This window comes from Profundicola chukchiensis (assembly GCF_029664245.1).
GTDB classification, from domain to species: domain Bacteria; phylum Bacteroidota; class Bacteroidia; order Flavobacteriales; family Weeksellaceae; genus Profundicola; species Profundicola chukchiensis.
Map to the genome: position 1 here is coordinate 71,974 of NZ_JANAIE010000006.1, position 24,866 is coordinate 96,839.

Genomic DNA, 24,866 nt, shown 5'->3' on the forward strand with positions numbered 1-24,866 from the left:
ACAAATACACAACATATACTAAAATAACTATGGTTAGTTTAAATCTAAATTAAGCTAGTTGCAAAGTGTTTATGTCATCTCATAAGTAAATACCAAAGGTCAAGAGTATAAAGACCCTCTAGCTTGTCCTAAGGATGTATTGGGGATTAAGTAATAATCTTAAACAGGTTAGATTTAATGACTCAAATGAATTTTGTAGGAGTTTCCTAAGTAGTATAGTCTTTAACTTTTATATAAGATTAACGAAGAAGGAGAGGAATTTTAAGGGCTAAATTATGTAAACTACGGCTTAAGTTATTTGTTCGGTTATGACAGAGTTTCTCTTGAGTAGTTTTGTTGTAGATAAAGAGTTAGCAATAAATTTAACCAATAAAAAAAATCGCCCTATTGCTAGGGCGATTCTATCATTTATTTGAAATAAAATTATTTCTTAATGAACTTGGTAGTTTTAACTTGACCTTGCATGTCTTCTACTTGAAGAACATAAGTACCAGGAGCTAAATTCTCAACATTTACTGAGTTATTCGATTTGAATACTTTCATTTGTTGACCTAATACATTATAAACTTTTACATTTTTAACGTCAGTTCCTTTAATGTTAAGCTCTTTGCTCGTAGGGTTTGGATAAACACTAAACTTAGACAATGTTAAATCATTTGTACCTAATGTACTTACATTAACAGTATAGTCTTCAACTTGTCCCCAAGTTGCAGCAGCACAAGGGTCTAGTAATCCTGTAGTACCAAAAATCTTCTTGACTCTCATTCTAGTTTCTCCTAACATAGCATCCGCTGGAACCATAATATCATGTACAGCCTGAATATCGTCAAGTCCTGTAGAATTATAAATTTCCTCAGTTACTTGATAAGTCTCGTCTGCACTGAATGTACCATCCTGATTCCAGTCAATAAATACAGCGAATCTATTAGTATAAGGTCCCTCGGTGTTACCTTTTAATGTAATTTGGTAAGTTTCACCTGGTTCTACCGTACCAACTTGATCAATAAAGTTTTCGTGCCCTATTTCACTATCTACAGCAGATGAATTTTCGATTCCTGCAAATCCGACATAAGTTATGGCTTCAACTGTACTAGTAATTTGTACAGGTCCACAATAAGGAGAGAATGCAGAAGGCAATGTTGTGAAGCTAAAAGTTTCACATTCCACTGAAGTTCCAAATAAGTTATTTGCCACTACATACCAATAATAGGTTGTATCATTTTGAACACCTGTTAAGCTAATTGTTGTTTCAGTAGTATTACCAATATTTATCATATCATCCATACTTGTTCCAATGAAGAAAGTGTAGTTTTCAACATCACCTCCTGTAGTTGGAGCTTCCCACGCGAATGAGACTACATCTGAAGCATCTACATCTGTTGCCTCATTAGCTGGTGAAATTAAACTTGGGCAATCTGGAGTTTCTCCTGATAATTCTTCAACAGAAATATTGTCAACTAAAAGTACAAACATGTCCGTTGAATTGTTAACCCACGCTAAACGAATCGTTTGACCAGCGTAATCTGCCAATGAAGATACTCTAGTTGTCCATTCACCGTTTTCCTGTGCAATGCTGAATAAAGTTTCAGTAAAATCAGCAATCGTAGTACCAGCATTTGGAGCTACCATTAAATTATATCCATCTCTCCAGTCAGGGTCTTGTGCTTTAGCATCCCACTTAACGGAGATATCACCCGTTTCTGGTATGCTAATTTCAGGCGAAATCATCCAGTCATCAGATTGTCCCGCAGGATCATAGAAAGACGTGCTGACTGCAGCAAAGTCTCCGTCTGGGCCACCATAATTAGGTGCTTCACCACCTCGGTCTTTAATAACCCATGCAGTTAGAAAATCACTAACTTGCTCTGCTGGGGTATTTCCATCATTGTCAATGAAAGTCCATGCAGCAACTCCCGGACCATCTCCATCCCAATTTTCTTGGAAAACTTGGCCGTTTACATTTGCAAGAAATAAAGCTCCTGCTAATAGTAAAAATTTTTTCATAATATTTGATTTTAAAATTCAGCGTAAATTTAATCAATATATCGTAAGATTTCAACGGCAAAATTACTCAGTTACAAATAATGTCTGCTTTAGCGTAGGGTATGTTAATGATGAGTTCAATAAATCTTAAAGAATCGTGTTAAATATTTTTATATAATTTTAAAAATGCTTGTTGAAAAGCTTTTTTTGTAAAAAACATTAAGAAATACGCATGTAATTTATATTCATTTTAAGTTTGACTTTTATCGTTATAGCTTAAAGATTTATCATCAATATTTTATTTCTCAATACATTATATTTTATAATCTTAAAGCTTGAACAAGCGTGTTGTATTGGCCATTTCAAAAGTAATACGTATTACAAAATCATATTTATTTTATATATATTTACACCTATGAAAAGAAGTATGTTTGCGTTACTCATCCTTTGCTTGAGTCCGTTCTATGCACAATCCACAGCTAATTCTTCTTCAGAGATTTATCATGACTTACTAAGATTGCAAAAGAATGCAAGTGTCATGTATTTAGCAGCACATCCCGATGACGAAAACACCAAAATCATATCTTGGCTCACCAATGATCAGCATTTAGATGCGGTTTATTTGTCTTTAACACGTGGCGATGGTGGACAAAACCTAATTGGAAATGAAATAGGAGATATGCTAGGTTTATTACGAACCCAAGAATTACTAGAGGCTCGTAAGGTAGATAAAGGTAGGCAATGGTTTACGCGAGCACTGGATTTTGGGTATTCCAAAACAGCTACCGAAACATTGAAAATATGGGATAAACAGAAAGTCTTGGCTGATGTTGTTTGGGCAATTCGTAAAAATAAACCAGAGCTTATTATTACACGATTTAGTCCAGATTCTAACGGCGATACCCACGGACACCATACAGCTTCTGCAATTTTGGCTATGGAAGCTTTTGATTTAGCGGCCGATAAAAATGCGTTTCCAGAGCAATTAAAATATGTTTCTACTTGGCAAGTTAAGCGTATGTTCTTTAATACCAGTTGGTGGTTTTATGGTAGCCAAGAGAAGTTTGAACAAGCCGATAAAACCGGGATGCTTTCTGTAGATGTTGGTACATATTTTCCTCTATTAGGGATGTCTAACAATGAGATTTCAGCAATTAGCCGTAGTAAACATGCTTGTCAAGGTTTTGGAATGGCTACCGAGCGTGGATCTCAGATAGAGTGGTTAAAACTTTTAAAAGGGACCATGCCTACTAACAATGATATGTTCCAAGGAATTGATTTAGGCTGGAAAAACAAGAAAATCCAGACTAAAATTGATAAAATCATTCAAAACTATGATTTTAAATCACCAGAAAAATCAACGAAGGAATTAGTAGCCTTATATAATTTAGCCTTAAAGGAAAAGGTCGATGAAATTAAATTAAATCAAATCAAAAACCTCCTGCTTGATATCAATGGAATCCACATGGAATGGACCATTCCTGCTGCCTTTGGAACTAATGGTGAGCTAGTTCAAACTCATTTAGAAGTGAGCAATAGAGGTAACAAAAAATTGATTTTTAAGACACAAAATCAAGAGAATTCAGTAGCTGTTAACGAGGCTTTTAAATCAAAGATTGATTTTAAATTACAGCAAGATAAATTCGATACGCCTTATTGGTTAGTTAATAAAACTAATAATGCGCTTTATAATATTGATCATTTAACAGACATTGGACAAGCCGAGATTTTAAATCCTGTTACTTATCCAATCACATTAAATATCGCTGGGCAAGATTTTAATTTTAAACTTCCTCTTCAACAAAAATATGTAGATCCAGCCATCGGAGAGATTTATGAACCATTTTACGTGGTTCCTCCATTTGTAGCGAATTTTGCACAAGAAAATTTCATTTTTAATGATGCAGAGAAAGCTATTAAGCTTGCAGTTACAAGTTTTGTAGAAGGTCAAGAAGTTAAAATTCAATTAGAAACTAATAATGATTGGAAGGTTTCGCCGGCACAGACTTATACAACAGGTCCAATTGGCGAAACAAGAAAGTTTAGGTTCAATGTTCAGCCTAAAGAGAATGCTGAGACTGCTGTTCTAAGTGCTGTGGTTACATCTGGAACAAAGACTTATAGGCAATCATTAGATATAGTCAATTACGATCATATTAAGCGTCAAATTAGATTAAGAGATGCTTCCACCAGACTGGGCAATCTTGATTTTAATCAACCAAATGTGAAGTTGGCTTATATTCAAGGTTCGGGAGATGAAATTCCTGCTAACTTAAGAGAAGTTGGTTTGGAAGTAGATGAGTTAGACATTAATTTATGGAATCGCGCAAGCTTAGAGAATTATGATGTAATGATGATTGGAATTCGTGCGTTTAACACATTAGATAAATTGAGTTTTATTAAAAATGATTTATTTGACTTTGTGGAAAAGGGTGGAGTAGTGATTGTGCAATACAATACCAATCGTGGTTTGGTGACCGAAGAAATTGCACCCTATCCTTTGAAATTAGGTAGAGACAGAATTTCTGAAGAAGATGCCGAGTTAAAAATATTAGAACCAAAGCACTCTATATTTAATTACCCAAATAAAATAACACATCGAGATTTTGCTCATTGGGTGCAAGAAAGAGGTTTGTATTTTGCAGATTCTTGGGATAAACAGTTTACACCTTTATTAGAAGGAAACGACACCGGAGAGGAGCCAAAACAAGGTATGTTGTTGGTAGCTGAACATGGGAAAGGACATTTTGTTTATACAGGGATTTCGTTTTTCAGACAATTACCAGCTGGAGTTCCTGGAGCTTATAGATTATTGATGAATATGTTAGCTTTAGGTGAAAATTAATTTTAAGTACTATTAAATATGGAACAGAAGGAAAAGGAGGTAAATTGGAATAAGATATACATCATATTATTAGTTCTTAACCTATTGATGATTATAGGTTTAGTTATCTTTCAAAATGTATACGCATGAAGAATTTAGACTGGATAGTACTCATTTCGGTATTGGTTTTTATTGTTGTTTATGGAATTTGGAAAACCAGAAAAGCAAGTTCGACTTCATTTTTAAGTGGTAAAGATAATCCATGGTGGATGGTTGGTTTGAGTATTATGGCCACCCAAGCCAGCGCGATTACTTTCTTATCTACTCCTGGACAGGCATTTCATGATGGATTAGGATTTGTTCAGTTTTACTTCGGTCTTCCGCTGGCGATGGTGATTCTAAGTATTTTTGTATTGCCGCGCTTCTTTAAAATGAAAGTATATACGGCTTACGAATACCTAGAAAAACGCTTTGGTTTGCCTACGAGGATTCTTACGGCTTGTTTATTCCTTATTCAACGTGGTTTAGCGGCTGGAATTACCATTTTCGCACCTGCGATTATACTTTCTACCATTTTGGGATGGAATCTCCTATACACCAATTTAGTTATCGGGATTACGGTGATTATCTATACGTTGGTTGGTGGTACGTCGGCCGTGAGTCAAACGCAAAAGCAGCAGATGATAGTGATTTTCGTGGGAATGTTTTTAGCTTTCTATTTAATTGTAAATGGATTGCCAATGAAATTTGGAGAAGCCCTGAGTTTAGCTGGAGAAATGGGGAAATTAGAAGCTGTTAATTTTGAATTTGATTTAAACAATCGTTACAATATTTGGTCGGCTTTCTTAGGTGGAACCTTCTTATTTCTTAGCTATTTTGGAACAGATCAGAGTCAAGTTCAACGTTATTTAACTGGAAAAAGTCTGAAGCAAGCGCGTTTAGGATTATTATTTAATGGATTGTTTAAAATACCGATGCAGTTCTTTATCTTGTTAACGGGTGTTATGGTTTTTATCTTTTTTCAATTCGAAAAAACGCCATTGCATTTCAATCCAATGACAGAAGTAGTTTTGCAAGATGATGCAGAGTTTATTGAGATTCAAGATCAATATAATGCAGCGTATGATTTAAAACAACAGGCGATTACCGATTGGAAAATTAATGATTCCCAAGAAGCTTTACAGGATATTATTATGTTTGAAAAGCAAGAGACTCAACTTCGAGATGATTTAAAAACGGTAATTCAAACCAAGGCACCTACAATTGAAGCGAACGATAAAGACTACGTATTCATTTATTATATATTAAACTATTTACCTACCGGAATTGTAGGTTTATTGATTGCGGTGATTTTATCTGCAGCTATGAGTTCTACTTCGTCGGAGTTAAATGCACTAGCAACAACATCAGTGGTGGATATTTATAAAAGAAATTTCGCTCCTAATATTTCAGATAAAAAATACTTAGCAGCATCTAGATGGTTTACGCTTTTTTGGGGAGCAGTTGCCATATTTTTTGCTGTGAATGCAAGTCTTTTTGAGAACTTAATTCAAGCAGTAAATATTATTGGTTCCTTATTCTATGGAACAATTTTAGGCGTATTTGCGATCGCATTTTTATTCCCTAAAATTGGTGGACGTGCAACAATGACGAGTATATTGATTGTTGAACCAATCATTATCTTGTTATACTTTTTAAATGAATATGATAAGATTGAATTAGAGTTTCTTTGGTTGAACCCAATTGGGTGTTTATTAATGATTTTAGTGGCTACTATCGTACAAGGAGGAATAGGCGGAGTAGAAAAAATTAGAAGTAGAGCTTAAAATCTCTAAAATAAAGACATAAAAAAGGACACTTAAAATAAATTTAAGTGTCCTTTTAAGTTTTTAGAAAATATTATTTCTTTTTAGCGTTTTGCCATTTTTTAAGATTTTCTTCGTTCTTTTGAATGTAAGCAGCATAATCGGCTTCTTTAGCTAAACCTAAGGCCTCCTCAGCTGTTTTCATTGCTCCTTTGTAGTCTCCAAGAGCTGCTTGAATCTCTGCTTTCGTAGACATATGCCAGAATGCTTTTGGACTAGCGTCAAGTGCTTTTGTCATGTATTCTAAAGCAGTTTTAAGCTCCATGTTGTTCTGATAGAAGTAAGTACCAGCAGCAGCAAAATCATTGGCGCTAGGGTCTTTACTCATCGTAGATTTAATACTTTTCATTACCTCTTCATGTGGCTCTACAGCAATAGGAACTTTCACCATTGTGTTTTCCCAAGCCATCACTAAATTAGCACTCTTGTCTCTTAAATCGTCGAATCCAATGGTGAAGCTTTCAACACGTGGTTCCATTTTTTGAGATGGAGCTTTGGTAGCAACTACAACTAATTTTTTATCTAACTCTTTTGGAGCTCCCCAAACTTCAGTGTCTGAATAAAGATAAACCTCCCATTGATCTCCACGTGGAACGGTATAAATCGCATATTTTCCTGGCTTTACGCTTTCTCCACCAAACTTAACTTCCGTAGAAAATTCGATGCTTGTTGCAGAGTTTGCTCCAGTTCTCCATAATGAACCTAAAGGAACAATATCTCCAAATATTTTACGCTCCTTAGCTGAAGGACGAGAATAATCAACAGTGATTTCTGTTAATCCAACCGTTTGTGTTACACTAGCTGCAGGACTTGGCTGAGGCGTTTTAACTTGTGCATTCGTAAATGCAAGGCCGAATATAATCGCGGCAGATAAAATTGTTTTTTTCATTCTTTTAAATTTTTGAAAAGATACAAAATTTGAATCACTTTTATTTAAGATTAAATCTTATTAAAAGCTAGTTTTGAATCAAATATCTTCTTATTCCCACTCAATTGTTGCAGGTGGTTTGCTCGAAATATCATAAGCTACACGGTTAATTCCTTTCACCTCATTGATGATTCGATTAGACACTTTTTCTAATACTTCATAAGGTAATTTAGACCAAGTAGCTGTCATGAAATCAATGGTGTCAGCAGACCTAACTACACAAGTGTATTCATAAGTTCTTTCGTCGCCCATTACTCCAACAGATTTAACAGGTAATAAAACGACAAAAGCCTGACTTACGGAGTTGTATAAATCATTTTTGTGAAGTTCTTCAATGAAAATAGCATCAGCTTTTTGTAAGATTTCTACTTTTTCAGCATCAACTTCGCCTAAAATTCGAATTCCTAAACCAGGACCTGGGAAAGGATGACGGTATACTAAATCTGGAGAAATTCCCAATTCAACACCTACTTTTCTAACTTCGTCTTTAAATAATTCACGAAGAGGTTCAAGCAATTCTAGTTTCATGTCCTCTGGTAGACCACCCACATTGTGATGGGATTTAATAGTGGCAGAAGGACCTTTTATAGATTGAGATTCAATCACATCTGGGTAAATTGTTCCTTGCGCTAAAAAAGATGCATTTTCAATTTTTGCTGATTCTTCATCAAAAACTTCAATGAACTCATGACCAATGATTTTACGTTTCTTCTCTGGATCGCTTACTCCTTTAAGTTTAGATAAAAATCTTTCTTGAGCGTCTACTCTAATGATGTTAATATCGAAATGTTTACCATAAGCTTCCATGATTAAATCTCCTTCGTTTAAGCGCATTAAACCTGTATCAACAAAAATACAAGTCAATTGGTCGCCAATAGCTTTATGAATTAAAACTGAAGCCACAGAAGAGTCAACTCCGCCCGATAATCCAAGGATAACTTTTTTATCACCAACTTTCTCTTTAATTGATTGAATTTGGTGATCGATATAATTGGTTAATTTCCAATTCTTCTCACATTTACAAATATCAAAAACAAAGTTCTCAATCAGTTGAGTTCCGTGTTCGGTATGCGAAACTTCTGGATGAAATTGAACCGCATAAATATTTTTCTCTTCGTTATAAAAAGCTGCAATATCTGATTCAGATCTACCACAAACAGTAAAACCTTCAGGGACTTTAGCTACTTCGTCAAAGTGGCTCATCCAAACTGTAGACTGCTCAGGAAAGCCTTTGAATAATTTACCAGATTGAGTTAAATGAAAATCTGCTTTACCATATTCACCTTTGGCACCTTTGCTTACTTTTCCGTCAAGTAAATGAGCGGTAAGTTGCATACCATAGCAAATTCCTAAAACAGGAATGCCAAGGTCATAAATTTCCTTTGGAACAGTGAAAGCATCTTCAGCAAAAACAGAAGATGGTCCACCCGAAAGTATGATACCAGCAGGTTGATGTGATTTAATTTCTTCGATGGAGGCAGTACATGGAATTACCTCTGCATAAACTTGCATATCACGAACTCGGCGTGCTATGAGTTGGTTGTATTGAGACCCAAAGTCAAGAACAATAATGCTATTTTTCATGGAAGCGAATTTAATAAAAAACCATGGCTTTTGGCCATGGTTCGATATGTTGTTTTTTTAATTATTTCTATAAAATTAATTCTTTTTAAAGAAGCTATCTACAAACTCAGCTTTGTTGAACACTTGTAAGTCATCCATACCTTCTCCAACACCAATATATTTAACTGGAATTTGGAATTGGTCTGAGATACCGATAACTACACCACCTTTGGCAGTACCGTCAAGTTTTGTGATGGCTAAAGATGTAACCTCTGTAGCTTGTGTAAATTGTTTGGCTTGTTCGAATGCGTTTTGTCCAGTAGAACCATCTAAAACTAACATAACATCGTGTGGAGCATCAGGAATTACCTTTTGCATAACGCGTTTGATTTTAGATAACTCATTCATCAAGTTGATTTTGTTATGTAATCTACCCGCAGTATCTAGTAGAACTACATCTGCACCTTGAGCTTTAGCAGATTGTACCGTGTCGTATGCCACTGAAGCAGGATCAGAACCCATAGCTTGTTTAATGATAGGAACTCCAGTGTTATCACTCCAAATTTGAAGTTGATCAACAGCGGCAGCCCTAAAGGTATCACCAGCACCTAGAACTACTTTTTTACCTTTAGATTTAAGTTGGTAGGCAAGTTTACCAATAGTAGTCGTTTTACCAACACCATTCACACCAACTACCATAATTACATAAGGATCACCGTTGGGTAGAGTAGGGATAGACAGACCTTCGAAATTTGAGCTTTCGTTCTCTGAAAGCAATCCCATAATTTCTTCTCGAAGAATTTTATCTAACTCACTGCTGTTAACATATTTGTCTCTAGCAACACGCTCTTCGATTCGGTTGATGATTTTAATGGTTGTTTCTACCCCGACATCTGAAGTAATAAGAATTTCTTCTAGTTCATCCAAAACTTCGTCGTCCACTTTGGTTTTACCCACAACGGCACGACTCATTTTATCTAAAAAGGAGCGATTAGTTTTCTCTAAACCTTTATCTAAAGTTTCCTTTTTTTCTTTTCCTAAGACTCTTTTAAACCAACTCATTTTCTAATCGAATTACGTATTTCGAATATAAGCTTGATGCAATTCGAACTATTGTTAAATATAAAAGTTAAAAATACAAAAAAGTCGCTACGTATACGCAACGACTTGTATAATATTTTAATTACTGAGTTTCTTACTTTTTGTTTAAAAAGTCGTTAACATCATCAGCATTTAATACTCTCTCTTCAAAAATGTAAGCTCCAGTTTTAGGAGATCTAACCATTCTGATAGCTTTGGTAAGTTTCTTTGAACCTGTCTGTAGTGTTGCAATTGATTTCTTAGCCATGATTTAGATTATTTAATTTCTTTATGAAGTGTATATTTTTTCAAGATAGGATTGAATTTTTTGATTTCCATTCTATCTGGAGTATTCTTTTTGTTCTTAGTAGTAATGTATCGAGAAGTTCCCGGCATTCCACTTTCTTTATGTTCAGTACATTCTAAAATTACTTGTACTCTATTCCCTTTTTTTGCCATGATACAATACTATTATTTGATTAAACCATTTTTACGTCCACGCTCCATAGCTTCTTCGATACCAATTTTGTTGATGGTTTTTAAACCATTAGCAGATACTTTTAAAGTTACCCACTTTTCTTCTGATGGTACATAGAAACGTTTTTTAAGCAGATTCACCTCGAATCTTCTTTTGCTTTTATTGTTGGCGTGAGAAACTTTGTTTCCTACTTGTGCTTTCTTACCTGTTATTTGACAAACTCGTGACATGATTTTTCGTTTTTAAAACGGAGTGCAAAGTAACAAATTATTTTTGTGTCTTGCAAACCAGATTCGCTATATTTTATAAATCTTACTAAGTTCTTAAAAATTAAAAACTTAAAAATTCAGAACTTCCAAAGGAAATTCGTGTTAACTTCTTATACTATTATTTGAGAATCAGTTATTAAGGTGGGTATGGCCTTAAAATTGGAAGTCGCAAAGATAATGAATATTTTATATTTCAAATCTATTTTCTAATAATTTTTTACAGTAAAATGACCTCTGTATTTTCTTCCATCTGGTAAAATGAGTACATACCAATAGTCAGTTGAATTAAGAACTCGACCTAAATATTTACCATCCCATTGAACAAAAGTATTGCTTTGCTCTTGGAAAATCATTTTGCCATATCGATCATAAATCTGAAATGTACTATAAGCTCCTTCGAAAACATCTAAATCATCAACTCTAATATAATCATTGTATCCATCACCATTTGGCGTTATAACATTAGGAATGTTTAAGATTAAACCTCGTTTAGGGTCACTTACACAACCTTCTGCAATATATCTTACCCAGAAAGTATGTGGCCCAACGGGAAGGTCGGTAAAGTAGTTTAGTCCTTGCCAATTGATTCCATCCATTGAATATTCAATAGGGAAACTTCCGGTAGCTATAACTGTAATGGTATTTCCTTCGACAATAATTGATTGTATCACTGGATCTTGATAGGAGCGAACCTCTACTTCAAATGGGGTTTTACATTCAGGGAAATCAACATCAGTAACCCAAAGAGTAAAGGTCTCTTCTTCACCAATATCGGTTAAAATAAATTCTGTTGAAACGACTTCGCCGGAACTATTTACCCATTCGTAGCTATAATTGGCAGAAGGATCTAATACTTCAGGAACTACATCAGTTGTATACCCAGGGCAGAAAAATGCTGTCTCTAATCGAACACGTGGTGTTGGAATTACTTCTAATTCCAAAGTTGTATAAATAGGGCAGGTATTCTCTGAACTAATCACAACAATAATCTCCTGATTGTTGGCCACCGTATTGATGAATTCACTCGGGTTTTCAATCGGTGCAGCAAAATCATTTACTTGTTGTAAAGTTTCGTAGTAAGCAAGTGTGTATTCAGAGGTGGGATAAAACTCTTCTACAAATGTTAAATCAAAATCTGAGTAGCCATCATTATCAATATCACAACTAAATTGATACAATTCATGTTCTTCAATTTCGGTTAATGGGTTAAAGATCATATTGACATAATTGACATCAAAACAATCCTCTACCAAAGCATTTTCTACTCTTACCCAAATTCTATCCGGAAATGGATCTGCTTCGTAAATAACACTTGAATCTAATGCACCCCTATTATCAATTGCATCTTCTTGGCTCAGATGGTAAGTGAAGATATAACCTTCTGTATTACCTTCCATAACTAAACCACCAAGGATATTTAAATCTAAATCATATAGTCCATTAATATTATTGTCACAAACCCCAGTAGAACTAGCGACAGGTTTAGGAGCACCGACAGTGTATAAGGTGAGTATTTCAACTGCGGAGCAACCTGTTAAGTCATTAAAAAATTCTACATAAATATGATAAGTAGCGGAATTAGGAGTGAAAATAGGGCCTACATTGTCTACTCCGTTTTCTAAATCCTCCATAGACTTGTAGTACTTGATAGTATATAAACCAGGTTCAAAATCAGTAAGTTCTGCAGTTATTTGTGGAAGAGCATCGTCTAAATTGAATTCCTCATTCAAATCAAATTCAAAATCACATGTGTATAGTTCTGCGGGTAATATCTCGAAAGGCTGTGAGAAATTTATGTTAATATGAATCTCAGAAATTCCACTACAAATTGCGTTCTCTTCAACTATTTCCACATAAAACACAATATCTCCTGTCACTGGATAAAGTTCAGGGTTAGTTATGGGAGAACTTAGCTCCTGGGTTAATGGATTATAGTCTTCGTAGTAATTAAAACTAACCTCCTGTGGGCCCGTATAAATTTCGGATTCAAAGGTAGAAAGGTCTAATTCTGTTAGACCATTTTCGTTGGTGTCACAAACCTCACCCAATTCTATAGTTAGGCTTTCCGAGGGGATGACAGATGTGAGCTGAAAGTCTACTGGGTATGTCTCTACACAACCGTAGCTTTCAATACGTACATATAACGTAACATTCCCTGTAAATGTGTAGGATTGAATTTGATTTTGATTGTTGGTAGCATCATTTTCAGTTAAGAAATATTTTACTGTACCAACCTGATCACCTAATATATAGCTATCGTAGATGCTTAAAGTATTTTCTTCACTTTCATCATTAAAAATATCACATACATTCAAAGGGTTTTCCATTAGAATAGGGTGAACTAATCTTATTTTAATTGCTCTTACTGTATAACAATCTTCACTGATTTGAAAACGAACATAAAAGGTAGTTAACACATGATAGCCATCTTCTGTAATTGTTTGAATAGGGTCGATGATGTTTTCTATAACATGACCTTCAGCGTCTGCATACGTTGCATATAATGAAATATCCACACCCTCTAATGGATCGATAAGCATATCCTCTAAGTAATCGTTCAAGTTGACTGTAATGTCTTGGAAACCATCAAAACAAATGTTTTCTGTAATATCAACTGCGTCAACTCCATAAAATTCTACATCTACGGGAACTTCAACCACAGTATAGCATCCGTTTGCATTTAGAATTCTCACATAGTATGGATTCACATTATCAGCAATTTGTGTTTGTCTACCCGAGTTACTATTAGCATTTGCCAAACTCGTATGAACTGTGAAGGTTTCACCAGGAAAAATATCCATCACATTGGGTATTTCTGTAGCCCAATCAAATGGCTCTCTATGGTTGAAATTTATATCACAGTCGTTATATACTAGGGTATCCGCCGTTCTATCAGGTGGAGCAGACAGAAATCTAATTGTAATAGGCCCAACAATCTGATTGCATTGCTCAGAAATTTGAAGATTTACCCATAAAGTTGAACTAGAAGTCAAGTCAGCTTGAGTAACTTCATTAACTTCGTTGATAGCATCATTTTCATTTAAGTGAATAGAATAACCAACGTAATTAATGTTATTTAAAAGATTATTGATATAGCTAGTTAAGTTAACATTGGGTTCGACTCCATCATTATTATTGTCACACATCTGAATAGACATTTGCCCTAATTCTGCAGCAGTAAAACTAATCGTTATAGGTGTAATTGTAAAACAATTGGGGTTAGAGGCATTGGCAATGTGAACGTAAAATACAGTGTCTTCAGTTACGGTTAATGTTGTTATTGGGTTCAGAAGGCTATTAGCATCGCTTTCACTAGCATAATAAGTAAAAATAAAATTACTAATACTATTAAGTGAAATTGTCTCATTTAAATCAGCAAGCGTGATAGTCTCTGAACCGTTGTTATCTTCATCACAAATATAAATTGAGTCATTTTCTACAATAGGAAACTCTGCTGCATAATTTACATTAATTTGATCAGTCCCAAAAAGTGTATTTCCTTCGCAGCTTTGATATTGTACTTCAACGGTATAGGTGGTATTCCTAGTGGGGCAAACACTGATTTGTTCTCCGTTCCCAACGGTTTCCCCATTATCATCATACCAAACAATATTGGGAGGAGTGTTGCCTGTTGGAAAGAAGCTCCACGATTCATTGCTTGCTCCCCATTCACTAGTATTTCTATTGGGTGGGGAAACGCCTTGGGTTCCATCTCCATTCATGATTCCTAATAAAGCATTACCGTTTCTACCATTATCACAATGCTCGGGCTTATCCAATATATGAACTTCTATTTCATTCGTGAATTCATGCAAAACAACTTGAATCGTGCTTTTCTCTGGACATCCAAAAACGGCAGCTTCATAAAAGTTAACTACAAATTGTCTACATGGAGCTGTTCCAATTGTAGAGTAATAAATTTCAGAAGAGGTAGAAGTATCAAAAATTAAGTCATGTTGTACAGCAAATATGGCATTATCAATTAATGCTGAATTGGGATTTGTTTCAGATATGCCTGAGGGAGCGTCTGCTCCGGCCTCATCTAGGTCGAAAGTTAGAATACCGTTCGTACCTATTACTATTTCTGTAAAATTTTGATCATAAAAGCAGAATGAGAAACCTAAAGGTATCGCTTCAGAGAATTTATCATCTACCACACCATCATCTAGTGGGAGATTTGGGGTTAGTGCTGTGCCTTGATTGAAAGGAATTGCTGGGTTAAAAGGAATGGAAGCATAATCATAGGATTCAGTTGATGATATTTCTGTGTAATTTACCTCTAAGTCAATACATACCTCTCCTGCAAATGTATAATCACAATCTATAGTTATTGGATTTATACCATTTGTGGATGATGCTTCTACATCGAGACACTGCTGTCCATACATTGTGTATATGAAGAGTATATTGATGTATAAAAATAAAGTCTTAAGACGCACTTGAGTTTTTCTTTTTTTGAATATTCTTTAAACTAATGCTTAATAAAAGCTAAATCTAATAGAACTTCGAATTTAGTAATTTTTTAACGTTATATAACCTGTTTTTTCTCTTCCATCTGGAATAATTAATTTAAACCAATAATTTGTACTTGGTAATACTCTACCACCATAATATCCACACCATTTTATAATAGAATTGCTCTTTTCAGAGAAGATAACTTTTCCATATCTATCATACATGATTAATGTTGTATTATCATTCCCAAAGACATGGAGGTTCTCAAACGTGATGCAATCATTATAGCCATCTCCATTCGGAGTAATTACATTAAATATTTCAATTAATATAGTGCTTTTTGGATCACTTAAACACATTCTATTATTATAAATATACCTTACCCAAACTGTGTATAGGCCAGGTTCCAAATTATGAAAAGTATTACTATTTTGAAAGTTAACTCCATCTAACGAGTATTCCAAAGGTAAATCACTAAATCCTGTTGCTATTACTGTTATGGATGATTCATTTTCAACTACTAAACTAAGAATTTGAGGAGGATCAATTTCTTGAACCGTAAAGCTCATGCTCGGCGAGGAGCAATTCGTTCTGTTATCAGTAATTCTTACTGAGTATACCCCAACTTGTGTTGCATTTAGTAATTCGTATTGATCTGTAACAACAGTTCCATCTGGAAGCGTCCATTCAAATGAATAATTAGCAACATCCTCACCTATTGGAATGTCAAGGCTTATATCTACTGTACTGTTCGGGCAAACATAATATACTTCGTCTGGAAATAACTCGGGACCATTTAGAACTGTAATATTTAATATGACATAAATAGGGCAGAAATCATTGTTGTTGTATTCGATTTTTACATAAACTTGCTCAATAGGAAGGCCTTGACTGTTGATGTTTGTAAAGTTAGAAGGATCTTCTATCACATTATTTCCATAAGGATAAATGTCCGTCTCTAAATCATTTAAGTTTTCATAATACAGAAGTCTAATATCACCAACGTTGGCTCCGGTGGCTTGAATGATTTCAGCTTCATTTTGAGTTAAATCAATTCCATCAGCAATTCCATCATTATAACTAGGGTTATCAATTTCTCCTGTTTCATCGAAAGTATCACAAACTGGAGGTAAATCAAATTCTGTAATATTTATATTTAAATCTTCTCCAATATTTAAGATTACTTCATTAATGCCACTACAAATGTTTCCACTTTGAAATGCGCTTTCTGGACATTCTCCATTATCAGAATCAACTCGAACAAATACTTTCTCAGGTAAAGTATTGAATTCATAGAAGAAATCAATTGGGGCTACCGCACCTTCAGTAGAAATAATTGGGTTCACTGCATTTTCAGCATCTTCATAAGTCCAATAATAACTAAAGAAATATCCTTCTGTATTATTAGGCATAACAATATTGTCTAAATCACTAAAAATAATATCGGGCTTGCCATTAATATTTGTATCACACACATCGAAAACTCCTGGAATTGGAACAGGAAGAACTAGGTTTTTTAGTGTCAAAGTATCTACGGAGTAACAAGAACTCTCTGGAGAATAAAAACGAACAAAGATTTCTTCATTTCCACGAATAGAAGAGTAATTTTGAACATTTAAAATTTCATTTGTGCCTTCTAATGCATTATTATAGAAGTTATGATAAGTTATAACCATATTATCGAATTCATTTCCATTTTGCGCATTGGCAGTTGAAAACATGGATTCAACGGCTTGTGTTAAGTCATAAGTAGCATATTGTCCCGGGTTTGGTAAACAAGCACATAGAAATGCATTCTCAGTTAAAATAGGAGGAATGAAATTCAGTGTAATGGTTAGTCTAACAATTTGATAACATGAACTATCATCAAAATTTAATTTAGCGTAAATAGTTTTGGTAGCACTCCCATCAGTTCCAGTAAATAGAACTTGTGTTGGATCATTAATAGGGCGAGATAAAACTAGTGTAGTTTCATTTAAATTATTGAAATATTCAAAAGTTGCTTCACCTTCAAAAATATCCTCTTCAAAAATAGTAACATCAAATAATTCTTCTCCATCAGCATTATTATCACAAACCCCATGAATTTGCTGCTCAGGAAAGTCGATAGCCTCTATTTGAGCACCAAATACAAATTGGATTCTATAAATTCCAACGCAAGGGTTTACGGGATTATCGAAACAAGAAGTTCCATTAAAGTTTAAGTTAGATTTAATACGAACCCATAAAAAGTTATTGCCTGTAAATGTATATTCAGTTATCTGATTTGTTTGGTTATTGGCATTATTTTGAGTTTCGTAATATTCAATGGTATAAGAATTTGGATTGTCAAATAGTTGAAGATTAAAGATGTTAAGATTAGGGACAAAAGTTGAATTTTCATTCTCGTAACAAACATCAACTACTTGCGTATTTGGTTTAGTAGTAACAACTCGAAATCTTATTTTCTTGACAGTATAACAATCATCACCATCAGCAGTACAAGATTCGCACAACGTAAATCTTACATAAAATGTTTTATTTCCAACATCCGTTGTAGTAATAGTTTGATTTTCACTAATTTCATTTATGCCGGCTTTCGCATCAGCTTCGGTGTTATGATAGGAGATATTATATACATCGTTTATATCGTTAGAAGTAGTACCATCTTCAAAATAGATTTGATTAAACATTCCTTCACTGAAGTTCCCATCATTATTAAAGTCTGCATTTGCCAAAAAGCAACTTAAATCTACAGGAATACTCGTTCCTTCATTCACGCAAAAATTGAAAAGAGGTGTATCGGTAGCTTTTACCCCATAAAATCTAATTCTAGCCGTAATTTCTTTAATAGAAAAACATCCATTTTCATCTTCAATTCTTATAAAAAGTTGCGCTTCGCGAGAATTATTTCTTGGGCTGTAAGTAACATCAGATTGATCCATAGTAACCTGTGTTAAAGCATTGGTGCCAGCTATGGCATCTTCTTCCGTTTCATATACCGTTATAGTATGATTAGGGTCGTTTGTAACCAAACCATTGTCAGCTAAGAAACTTTGCCAAGTTTGATTATCGTCAAATTCTTCTCTATAATTAAAGTCCTTATCACATAAAACAAGTTCCAAATTACTCGGAATACTTAAGAATTCAGGAACATCATAAAATCGAATCGTGATAGGCCCAATTCTTGGTGTCCTACAGCCGTTCGCTCCTTGAACTAAAACATCAACCCAAACTTGAGTTCCATCTGTAATATTTAACTGATTGATAGGGGTTGTAGAAGTAGATGAGCTATAATAGTTAATATCACCATTGGGTATGTTTCCAAATAAGTATTCATCTAAATCAGTTACAGCATGATTGTTTTCAACGCCTTCTAAATTATTACTATCTACATTGTCACATATATATAGTTCCAAGTTATTCGGATCGATTTGCAAGAAACCTAGTACAGAGGAAATCTGTAAGCTAGAAACATCATAACATGTACCGTCGTACGCTACTTGTGCATAAATTGTAATGGAATCTCCTGTGAAACTAAAGTTGGTTGGATTTGGAATCGGATTAGTTAAACCCTCATCATAATAGTAAGTTATTGTAAAGTTTCCTGCGGGATTTAATGAAACGTAATTATTATAATCATTTAAGTTTACCGTGTTACTACACATTATAACTTGATCGTCCAAAGCTATAGGATAGAATGGCGAAACCGGAATATCATCATGCAGAATTAAATCTACTATTTCTCCTTGTTGATTTCTGTAGTTGGGGTACCTTACTTCAACTGTATATTGCAAATTAGATAAATCTGCATTTACTGTAATTTGCTCTCCTGTTCCAATAATATTATTTCCTGGATCATTTGGCGTATAATCACCTTCAATCCAAGCTATACTTGGAGTACGTGCGCCGTTGGGTTTAAACTCATAGGCTTCGTTTTGTGCGGTCCAGTTTCCATCAGAATAATTTCTTCCCATAGGAGAATAACCTAGCGTACCGTACTTATCTTGAATCCCAACAACAGCATTTGTAATGGCTCCACAGGCAGAAACTTTATCTTTTATAAAAATTTGAATCTTATTGGTTAATTCTTCTAAAACAACTTGAACTGAAGTAGTTCGGTTGTCTGTACAATAGAATACTTCAGCATCTACATAAGTAATAACCATTTTTCTTGCAGGGAAGGTCCCAATAATATTATAGTAAACTGAAGCTCCTGGTAGTTCATCAATTCGTAAATCATAATGAGATGCAAAGATTGAGTTTCTAGTTAAATTCGAGTTGGGAATATCGGCAGATGGATATCTTAAGTTAATATCGCCACCTTGAAGTGGGTCTAAAGAAATAACTCCATTTTCACCAATAGCTAACTCAGAGGTTGTTTCATCGAAAAAACTAAATGAAAAAAAGCTAATAGTTGGGGAGAATTTATCAATACCATTAAAGTTTATCTCAGTTCCTAGGTTGGCTACATCATTAAAATCAATTAATGGAGCATAAGGAATTGCGTTCATTTCATAACTCTCAGTAGATCTTGTGTCGGTATAATCAACCTCAAAAGTAAATTGGTCATTCGGATTAGCTACCTCACAATTGATCTCAGTTTCAGTAGAGCCAGCAATTCTAATCTCAGGGTTCATAGCCTCTTCCATGGGGGCCATGGTCGTAAAGAAATCAACATTAAACCCTAGAATAATTAGGGAAATGAATAAGGCGAATAAACTGAGACTTTTACGCATTTTTAAACCTTTTTGTCTTTATTAAGCAACTTAGCTGCGAAAGCATAAGCTAGAATAATACTTGACACAATTAATGCCATTCTTGCTAGAAAATCACCTGTAGTACTGTAATTCGTAATTTCGGTGTTCATTTTTAGCGTTCCAGACAAAGCGCCTTGTTTTTCGTAAGCTAAGCTTTCTATAACATCTCCACGCTGATTAATAAATGCAGAAATACCACTGTTTGCAGAACGCGCAACGCTACGTCTGTTTTCGATCGCACGAAGTCTTGCATAATCCAAGAATTGACGATGGCCATCGGTATTTCCCCACCAAGAATCATTGGTTGAGATGCTAATTAAATTAGCCCCATTTTTAACAAATTCACTGGTGAATTCGCCATAAATGGATTCATAGCATATGGTTGGTGCAATCTCTGCTGAATTTTGTTGATTCACAAAATTGGTTTTGTTTTGTGACTTAGTGAGGGAGTAGGTGCTGCCTCCAAAATCAAGCATTAGACTGCCAAGTAAAGGTTTCAAAATTGAGGGATAAGGGAAATATTCCACTCCAACTACCAATTTAGATTTATGATAGAAGAGAATAGAATCGTTTTGGTTTTCTAATTGTACTGCAGAATTATATCGATTCACCCAAACATCATCTTTATAAGGTATAGACGTTAGATTAGGTGCTTGGGTTGCGTTGGTGAACTCCACCATGCTTGTACCTCCAATAAAAACTGCTTTTGGATATTTAGAAATCCATTGATTTAGTTTAATAATATTAGGATCCATTTGGAGATTGTTCATAACCACATCTTCTCTTCCTGGGAAAGATGTTTCGGGAGTAACAATCAAGTCAATATCTTGGCTCATTACTTTTTCTCCTTCTGTTATGATTTCTTGTAGAATCTGAGCACTAGATTTTTCGTATTTTTCTCTATAAGGATCTAGCTCAGGCTGAATAACTACTACATTTATTTCTTCTCCTTTTTCTTCGTAATTATAATAAGTTAAATAAGAAATTCCAATTGGAAGAAGTACGACAAGCATAAATGCAATGATTAGCTTCTTCATTAATTTCTTATTCCCATGCTCTAAGTAAAGCATGATAGCTTTAAACAAAATTAAATTAGCTACCCAAACCCAAAGTGTACCTCCAAATGTACCGGTTAAATCATACCATTGAATCCATTTGTAATAGGAAGCAAATCCATTACCTAGGTTGAGCCATGGCCAAGAAAAATCCCAATTCAAGTGAAGCTTTTCAAAAGCCATCCAAAAGGCAGGTAAAAAAGCAAATCCATACCATTCACCGTGTTTCTTTCTTATAAAGTGATAAGCTATAAACACAATCGCCATGAAAAGTGAGTTTAAAATCACTGGGAAAAAATAAGCTATCATAGCTTGTTGATTTTCCATAGCGGTTGCACCAATCTGTGGCTTTGCAAAGTATAACCATCTATATGCTAATGCATTCCAGATTATAAATGACAACCAAGACAATAAGAATATCTTAAGGCTTTTTCTCTTGAAAGGAGCATCTGAAAACTGTTTTTCTATTATTAATAAAGGGATAAAAGCAACAAACAGTAATCCTGGAAAACCTAATGTTGGCCAAGATAATGCTAGTAATAAACCCGTGATTGTAGCTAATAGTACAGATTTCCACATGTGAGCAAAGATATAAGAATTATGAAAAATTCAAAGTTGAAAGTATGAAATTTAAACGTTAAAATTATTATTTCCTAAATAAAAAACCATCATAAAGAATGATTTATTCAAAATGATGGTCTTATAGGTATTAATAATTAATTATTTGATTAAAATCTTTTCAGATTTGCGATTTATTTGATCATCAAATAACAATATATAAACATTCTCTTTCGAGCTACTCGAAATATCTAATTGACCGTTTCCAGCATCTACTTTCTTAGTCTTAAGAAGCTTTCCTTGTAAATCATATAGACTAAACGTTGCCTTTTGGCTTGTATTGTATTTAACTTTTATTACACCGTTATCTGCTGGATTATTTAAAACTTGAAAATCAAAATCTGAATCAAGTTCAACTTCTTCTACACCTAATGTGTTAGCAGGTTGATTCCCTAGAATTAAAAACTCGCCTGGTAATAAGGTTACTGTTTGGTTAGTGCTTGTTACACTAAAGCCTGTATTGTCTAATAAATTATACCACATTCCTGTATTCTCAAAATTTGGTGTCACCACAGAGGTTGTAGTTTTAAAATTAGCTAAAACAATAACTTTGTTTAAGCGAGAGTTCGGAATTGAGTTATTCCAAATATGAATCTTTGGTAATAAATTTCCTGATTCAACTGTATAGGTATTGGTTTTAAAGACTTCATTGTTGTTTCTCAATGCAATAATTTGTGCCCAAGTATCATAAACAGCCGTACGATTAGCATCTGTATCATAATTCAATGAAAATGCCACTGGTTTTGGTGCTAAACGACAATCATTGCTATAGGTTCCGTCCTCACATCTATTGATTCCAAAATCATAGCCTAACTCACCAAATTGCCAAATCATTTTAGGTCCTGGAACTGTGAAAAACACAGCGCCAAATGCTTTCTGTCTTTCTAATGCGGTAGCTAAATTTTGCACATTATAGCTTCCACTAGAAGCTCCGTATTCCAGGTTTTTGAACATTAATCTTTCTTCGTCATGGCTTTCTCCATAGCTAAGAGATCTCTTTTCCGTAAAACCTTGATTTGCATGGTTAATTCGATTAAAATTACTGTTACTCGAATACCCCATAGTGTTTTGGTTAAAGGCATTATTCAAGTTATTCCAAGTCATAATCCCTTTTCCTTCGTCCACTCGGTAATTCGCCCATTCTGCTTCTTCAGCTGAAGTTCCTAAATGTTCGAAAATCACATAAGAGGTTTCGTCAACATCCCATTGATAGTCCGCGTACATTTTTAAAACATCAACACGATCTTGTTGATATGCATTCGTACAAGCCTCATCGTTTGTAGTACAATTTTGAGTGAATCCCTTAGTAAGATCCCATCTAAATCCATCAATTTTATATTCATTAATCCAATGCTGAACCACTCGTTGAACATAATATCTAGTATACTCCGATTGATGATTGAAGTCCTCAAAAACATTATATGAGTGTCTTGGGCTGGTATTGAAATATGGATTATCCTCTCTTACTGGACCATAGCCATCTCCGTTATCATCTACATTCCAAAGTCTAACCAAAGGGCTTCTTCCAGTAGCATGATTTAAAGCAATATCCAAAATAACAGCTATGCCATTTTGATGGGCAACATCCACAAATTCTTTAAATTTATCTTGAGTTCCGTAAGCTTTGTCCAACGCATAATGGAAGGAAGGATTATATCCCCAAGATTGGTTTCCATCAAATTCCATAATCGGCATTAACTCAATGGCGTTAACATTTAAATCTTTTATGTAATCTATTTTATCAATTAAGGATTGAAAGTTTTTTTCTTCTGTAAAGTCTCTAATTAATACTTCATATACAATTAAATCCTCCATGGCTGGTTTCTCGAAATTCTCAACTTGCCATGAATATGAGGTTTGATTGGTCTGAAAAACAGAAACTTCAAAGTCTTGTCCGCTTGGGTAGGTCGGCATGTTTGGATAAGTAGAACTTTCTATCCATTGATCATCATAAGGTGATAAAACAATTGGCGAATATGGATCGGCTACTTTAATATTATCATTTGTTCTATATTGAAAAGTATATAACTCTCCAGGATTTAAATCCGTTAATTCAATCCAAAATAATTCCTCATTTTCTGAATCTTTATTCATTACATAATCATCATTAATTTGATAATTATTAAAACTTCCAATAACATGAACATAGTTTTTTCCTGGGGCAATAAGTGCTAGACCAACTTTTGAAGGGTCGCTAGGATGATAATTAATTCCTGGCACTATCCAAGCTGGAATAGGAGCAACTTGGTCAGCTGGAATAATGCTTACATTAAAGTTGTCTTCTAATGTATACCCTGAATTATCTGTTGCTTTTAGTTTTACGTTTCCGCTTTCAGACGGAGAAAATGAGTAATTAAAAGTAGTAGAAGCAGATGAGGTTTCGTAAACTAAGTTGTTGTTTAATGATAATTCAAAAGTAGCATCTACCGTTGTGCTCGCTTGAACATTAATAGATTCTCCTGTATTAATTTCAACATTTTCATTGGACTGTGGCTGAATTAAGTTTAATTGAAATAAACCTACTTCAGCTTCCATATCTTGAGACTTTTTGTCTCCATTTCCATTTTTAGCCTTTACTAGAAAACCGATTTTTCCAATCCCCGTTCTGTTGTAAAATTCTGTTGGAACGAATGAAATGCTATAGGTATCGTTACTTGAATTATAAGTTAAGCGATTTGCCTCATTAGAATTTGTCCAACTACCATTGGTAGGGCAATCCATCGAGTTGCTGTCATTTAAATCAAATGACCACGACCATAAATAGAGTGCATTGTTTGTAACTTCCCAGGCTGATTCATCAATACTCGAACCATCGAAGCTAAGTGTGATAGATTGAGTTTCTGCAAAATTAGTTGGAGTGACAGTAAATGAAACTTCCTGTTGCTGAGCTTGTAGGCCTACAAATAGCAGGAATACAAAAAATGTATAAATATTTTTCATCTATTAAATTATTGGATGTCAAACAAATATACAAAAATATGTGTACCATGTACACCAAGTCGAGAAAAT

At 34.4% G+C, this 24,866-nt stretch carries 13 protein-coding genes; 2 read left to right on the plus strand and 11 right to left on the minus strand.

The genetic code is table 11. The features are described from left to right. Nucleotides 1–423 precede the first annotated feature (423 nt). Entirely contained in the window at nucleotides 424–2,004 is a 1,581-nt protein-coding gene (locus NLM59_RS09105) for a GEVED domain-containing protein (RefSeq protein WP_304417466.1), read from the minus strand. Nucleotides 2,005–2,398: 394 nt separating this feature from the next. Here NLM59_RS09105 and NLM59_RS09110 point away from each other — a divergent pair, with 394 nt between their 5' ends. Further along, nucleotides 2,399–4,828: a PIG-L family deacetylase gene (locus tag NLM59_RS09110; protein ID WP_304417467.1), complete on the plus strand. Its 2,430-nt coding sequence runs from the start codon at nucleotides 2,399–2,401 to the stop codon at nucleotides 4,826–4,828. 125 nt (nucleotides 4,829–4,953) lie between these two features. Next, a complete protein-coding gene (locus NLM59_RS09115; protein ID WP_304417468.1) occupies nucleotides 4,954–6,633 on the plus strand; it encodes a sodium:solute symporter in 1,680 nt (559 codons plus the stop codon). A 73-nt stretch (nucleotides 6,634–6,706) separates the two neighbouring features. Here the strand turns inward: NLM59_RS09115 and NLM59_RS09120 are convergent, their stop codons facing one another. The 10 genes from NLM59_RS09120 to NLM59_RS09165 form a co-directional block, all read right to left on the minus strand. Then, nucleotides 6,707–7,561, minus strand: coding sequence for a DUF2911 domain-containing protein (locus NLM59_RS09120; RefSeq protein ID WP_304417469.1), 855 nt, complete (start codon nucleotides 7,559–7,561; stop codon nucleotides 6,707–6,709). Between the two features lie 90 nt (nucleotides 7,562–7,651). After that, nucleotides 7,652–9,184, minus strand: coding sequence for a glutamine-hydrolyzing GMP synthase (gene guaA, locus NLM59_RS09125; protein ID WP_304417470.1), 1,533 nt, complete (start codon nucleotides 9,182–9,184; stop codon nucleotides 7,652–7,654). 75 nt (nucleotides 9,185–9,259) lie between these two features. Continuing rightward, nucleotides 9,260–10,225 (minus strand): signal recognition particle-docking protein FtsY, encoded by a 966-nt coding sequence (ftsY, locus tag NLM59_RS09130; RefSeq protein WP_304417471.1) that lies wholly within the window; start codon nucleotides 10,223–10,225, stop codon nucleotides 9,260–9,262. A 133-nt stretch (nucleotides 10,226–10,358) separates the two neighbouring features. Beyond that, on the minus strand, nucleotides 10,359–10,511 hold the full coding sequence (locus NLM59_RS09135) for a DUF4295 domain-containing protein (RefSeq protein ID WP_304417472.1): 153 nt from the start codon (nucleotides 10,509–10,511) through the stop codon (nucleotides 10,359–10,361). 8 nt (nucleotides 10,512–10,519) lie between these two features. Continuing rightward, nucleotides 10,520–10,702, minus strand: a complete 183-nt coding sequence (rpmG, locus tag NLM59_RS09140) for a 50S ribosomal protein L33 (protein WP_304417473.1) — start codon at nucleotides 10,700–10,702, stop codon at nucleotides 10,520–10,522. A gap of 12 nt (nucleotides 10,703–10,714) precedes the next feature. Further along, on the minus strand, nucleotides 10,715–10,951 hold the full coding sequence (gene rpmB, locus NLM59_RS09145; RefSeq protein ID WP_304417474.1) for a 50S ribosomal protein L28: 237 nt from the start codon (nucleotides 10,949–10,951) through the stop codon (nucleotides 10,715–10,717). Nucleotides 10,952–11,196: 245 nt separating this feature from the next. Beyond that, nucleotides 11,197–15,378 carry a T9SS type B sorting domain-containing protein gene (locus NLM59_RS09150; RefSeq protein WP_304417475.1) on the minus strand — a complete coding sequence of 1,394 codons (4,182 nt, stop codon included), beginning with the start codon at nucleotides 15,376–15,378 and terminating at the stop codon, nucleotides 11,197–11,199. Between the two features lie 123 nt (nucleotides 15,379–15,501). Then, nucleotides 15,502–20,163, minus strand: coding sequence for a T9SS type B sorting domain-containing protein (locus tag NLM59_RS09155; protein WP_304417476.1), 4,662 nt, complete (start codon nucleotides 20,161–20,163; stop codon nucleotides 15,502–15,504). Nucleotides 20,164–20,165: 2 nt separating this feature from the next. Continuing rightward, a complete protein-coding gene (lnt, locus tag NLM59_RS09160) occupies nucleotides 20,166–21,818 on the minus strand; it encodes an apolipoprotein N-acyltransferase (RefSeq protein WP_304417477.1) in 1,653 nt (550 codons plus the stop codon). Between the two features lie 141 nt (nucleotides 21,819–21,959). Then, on the minus strand, nucleotides 21,960–24,797 hold the full coding sequence (locus NLM59_RS09165) for an alpha-amylase family glycosyl hydrolase (RefSeq protein WP_304417478.1): 2,838 nt from the start codon (nucleotides 24,795–24,797) through the stop codon (nucleotides 21,960–21,962). Nucleotides 24,798–24,866 lie beyond the last annotated feature (69 nt).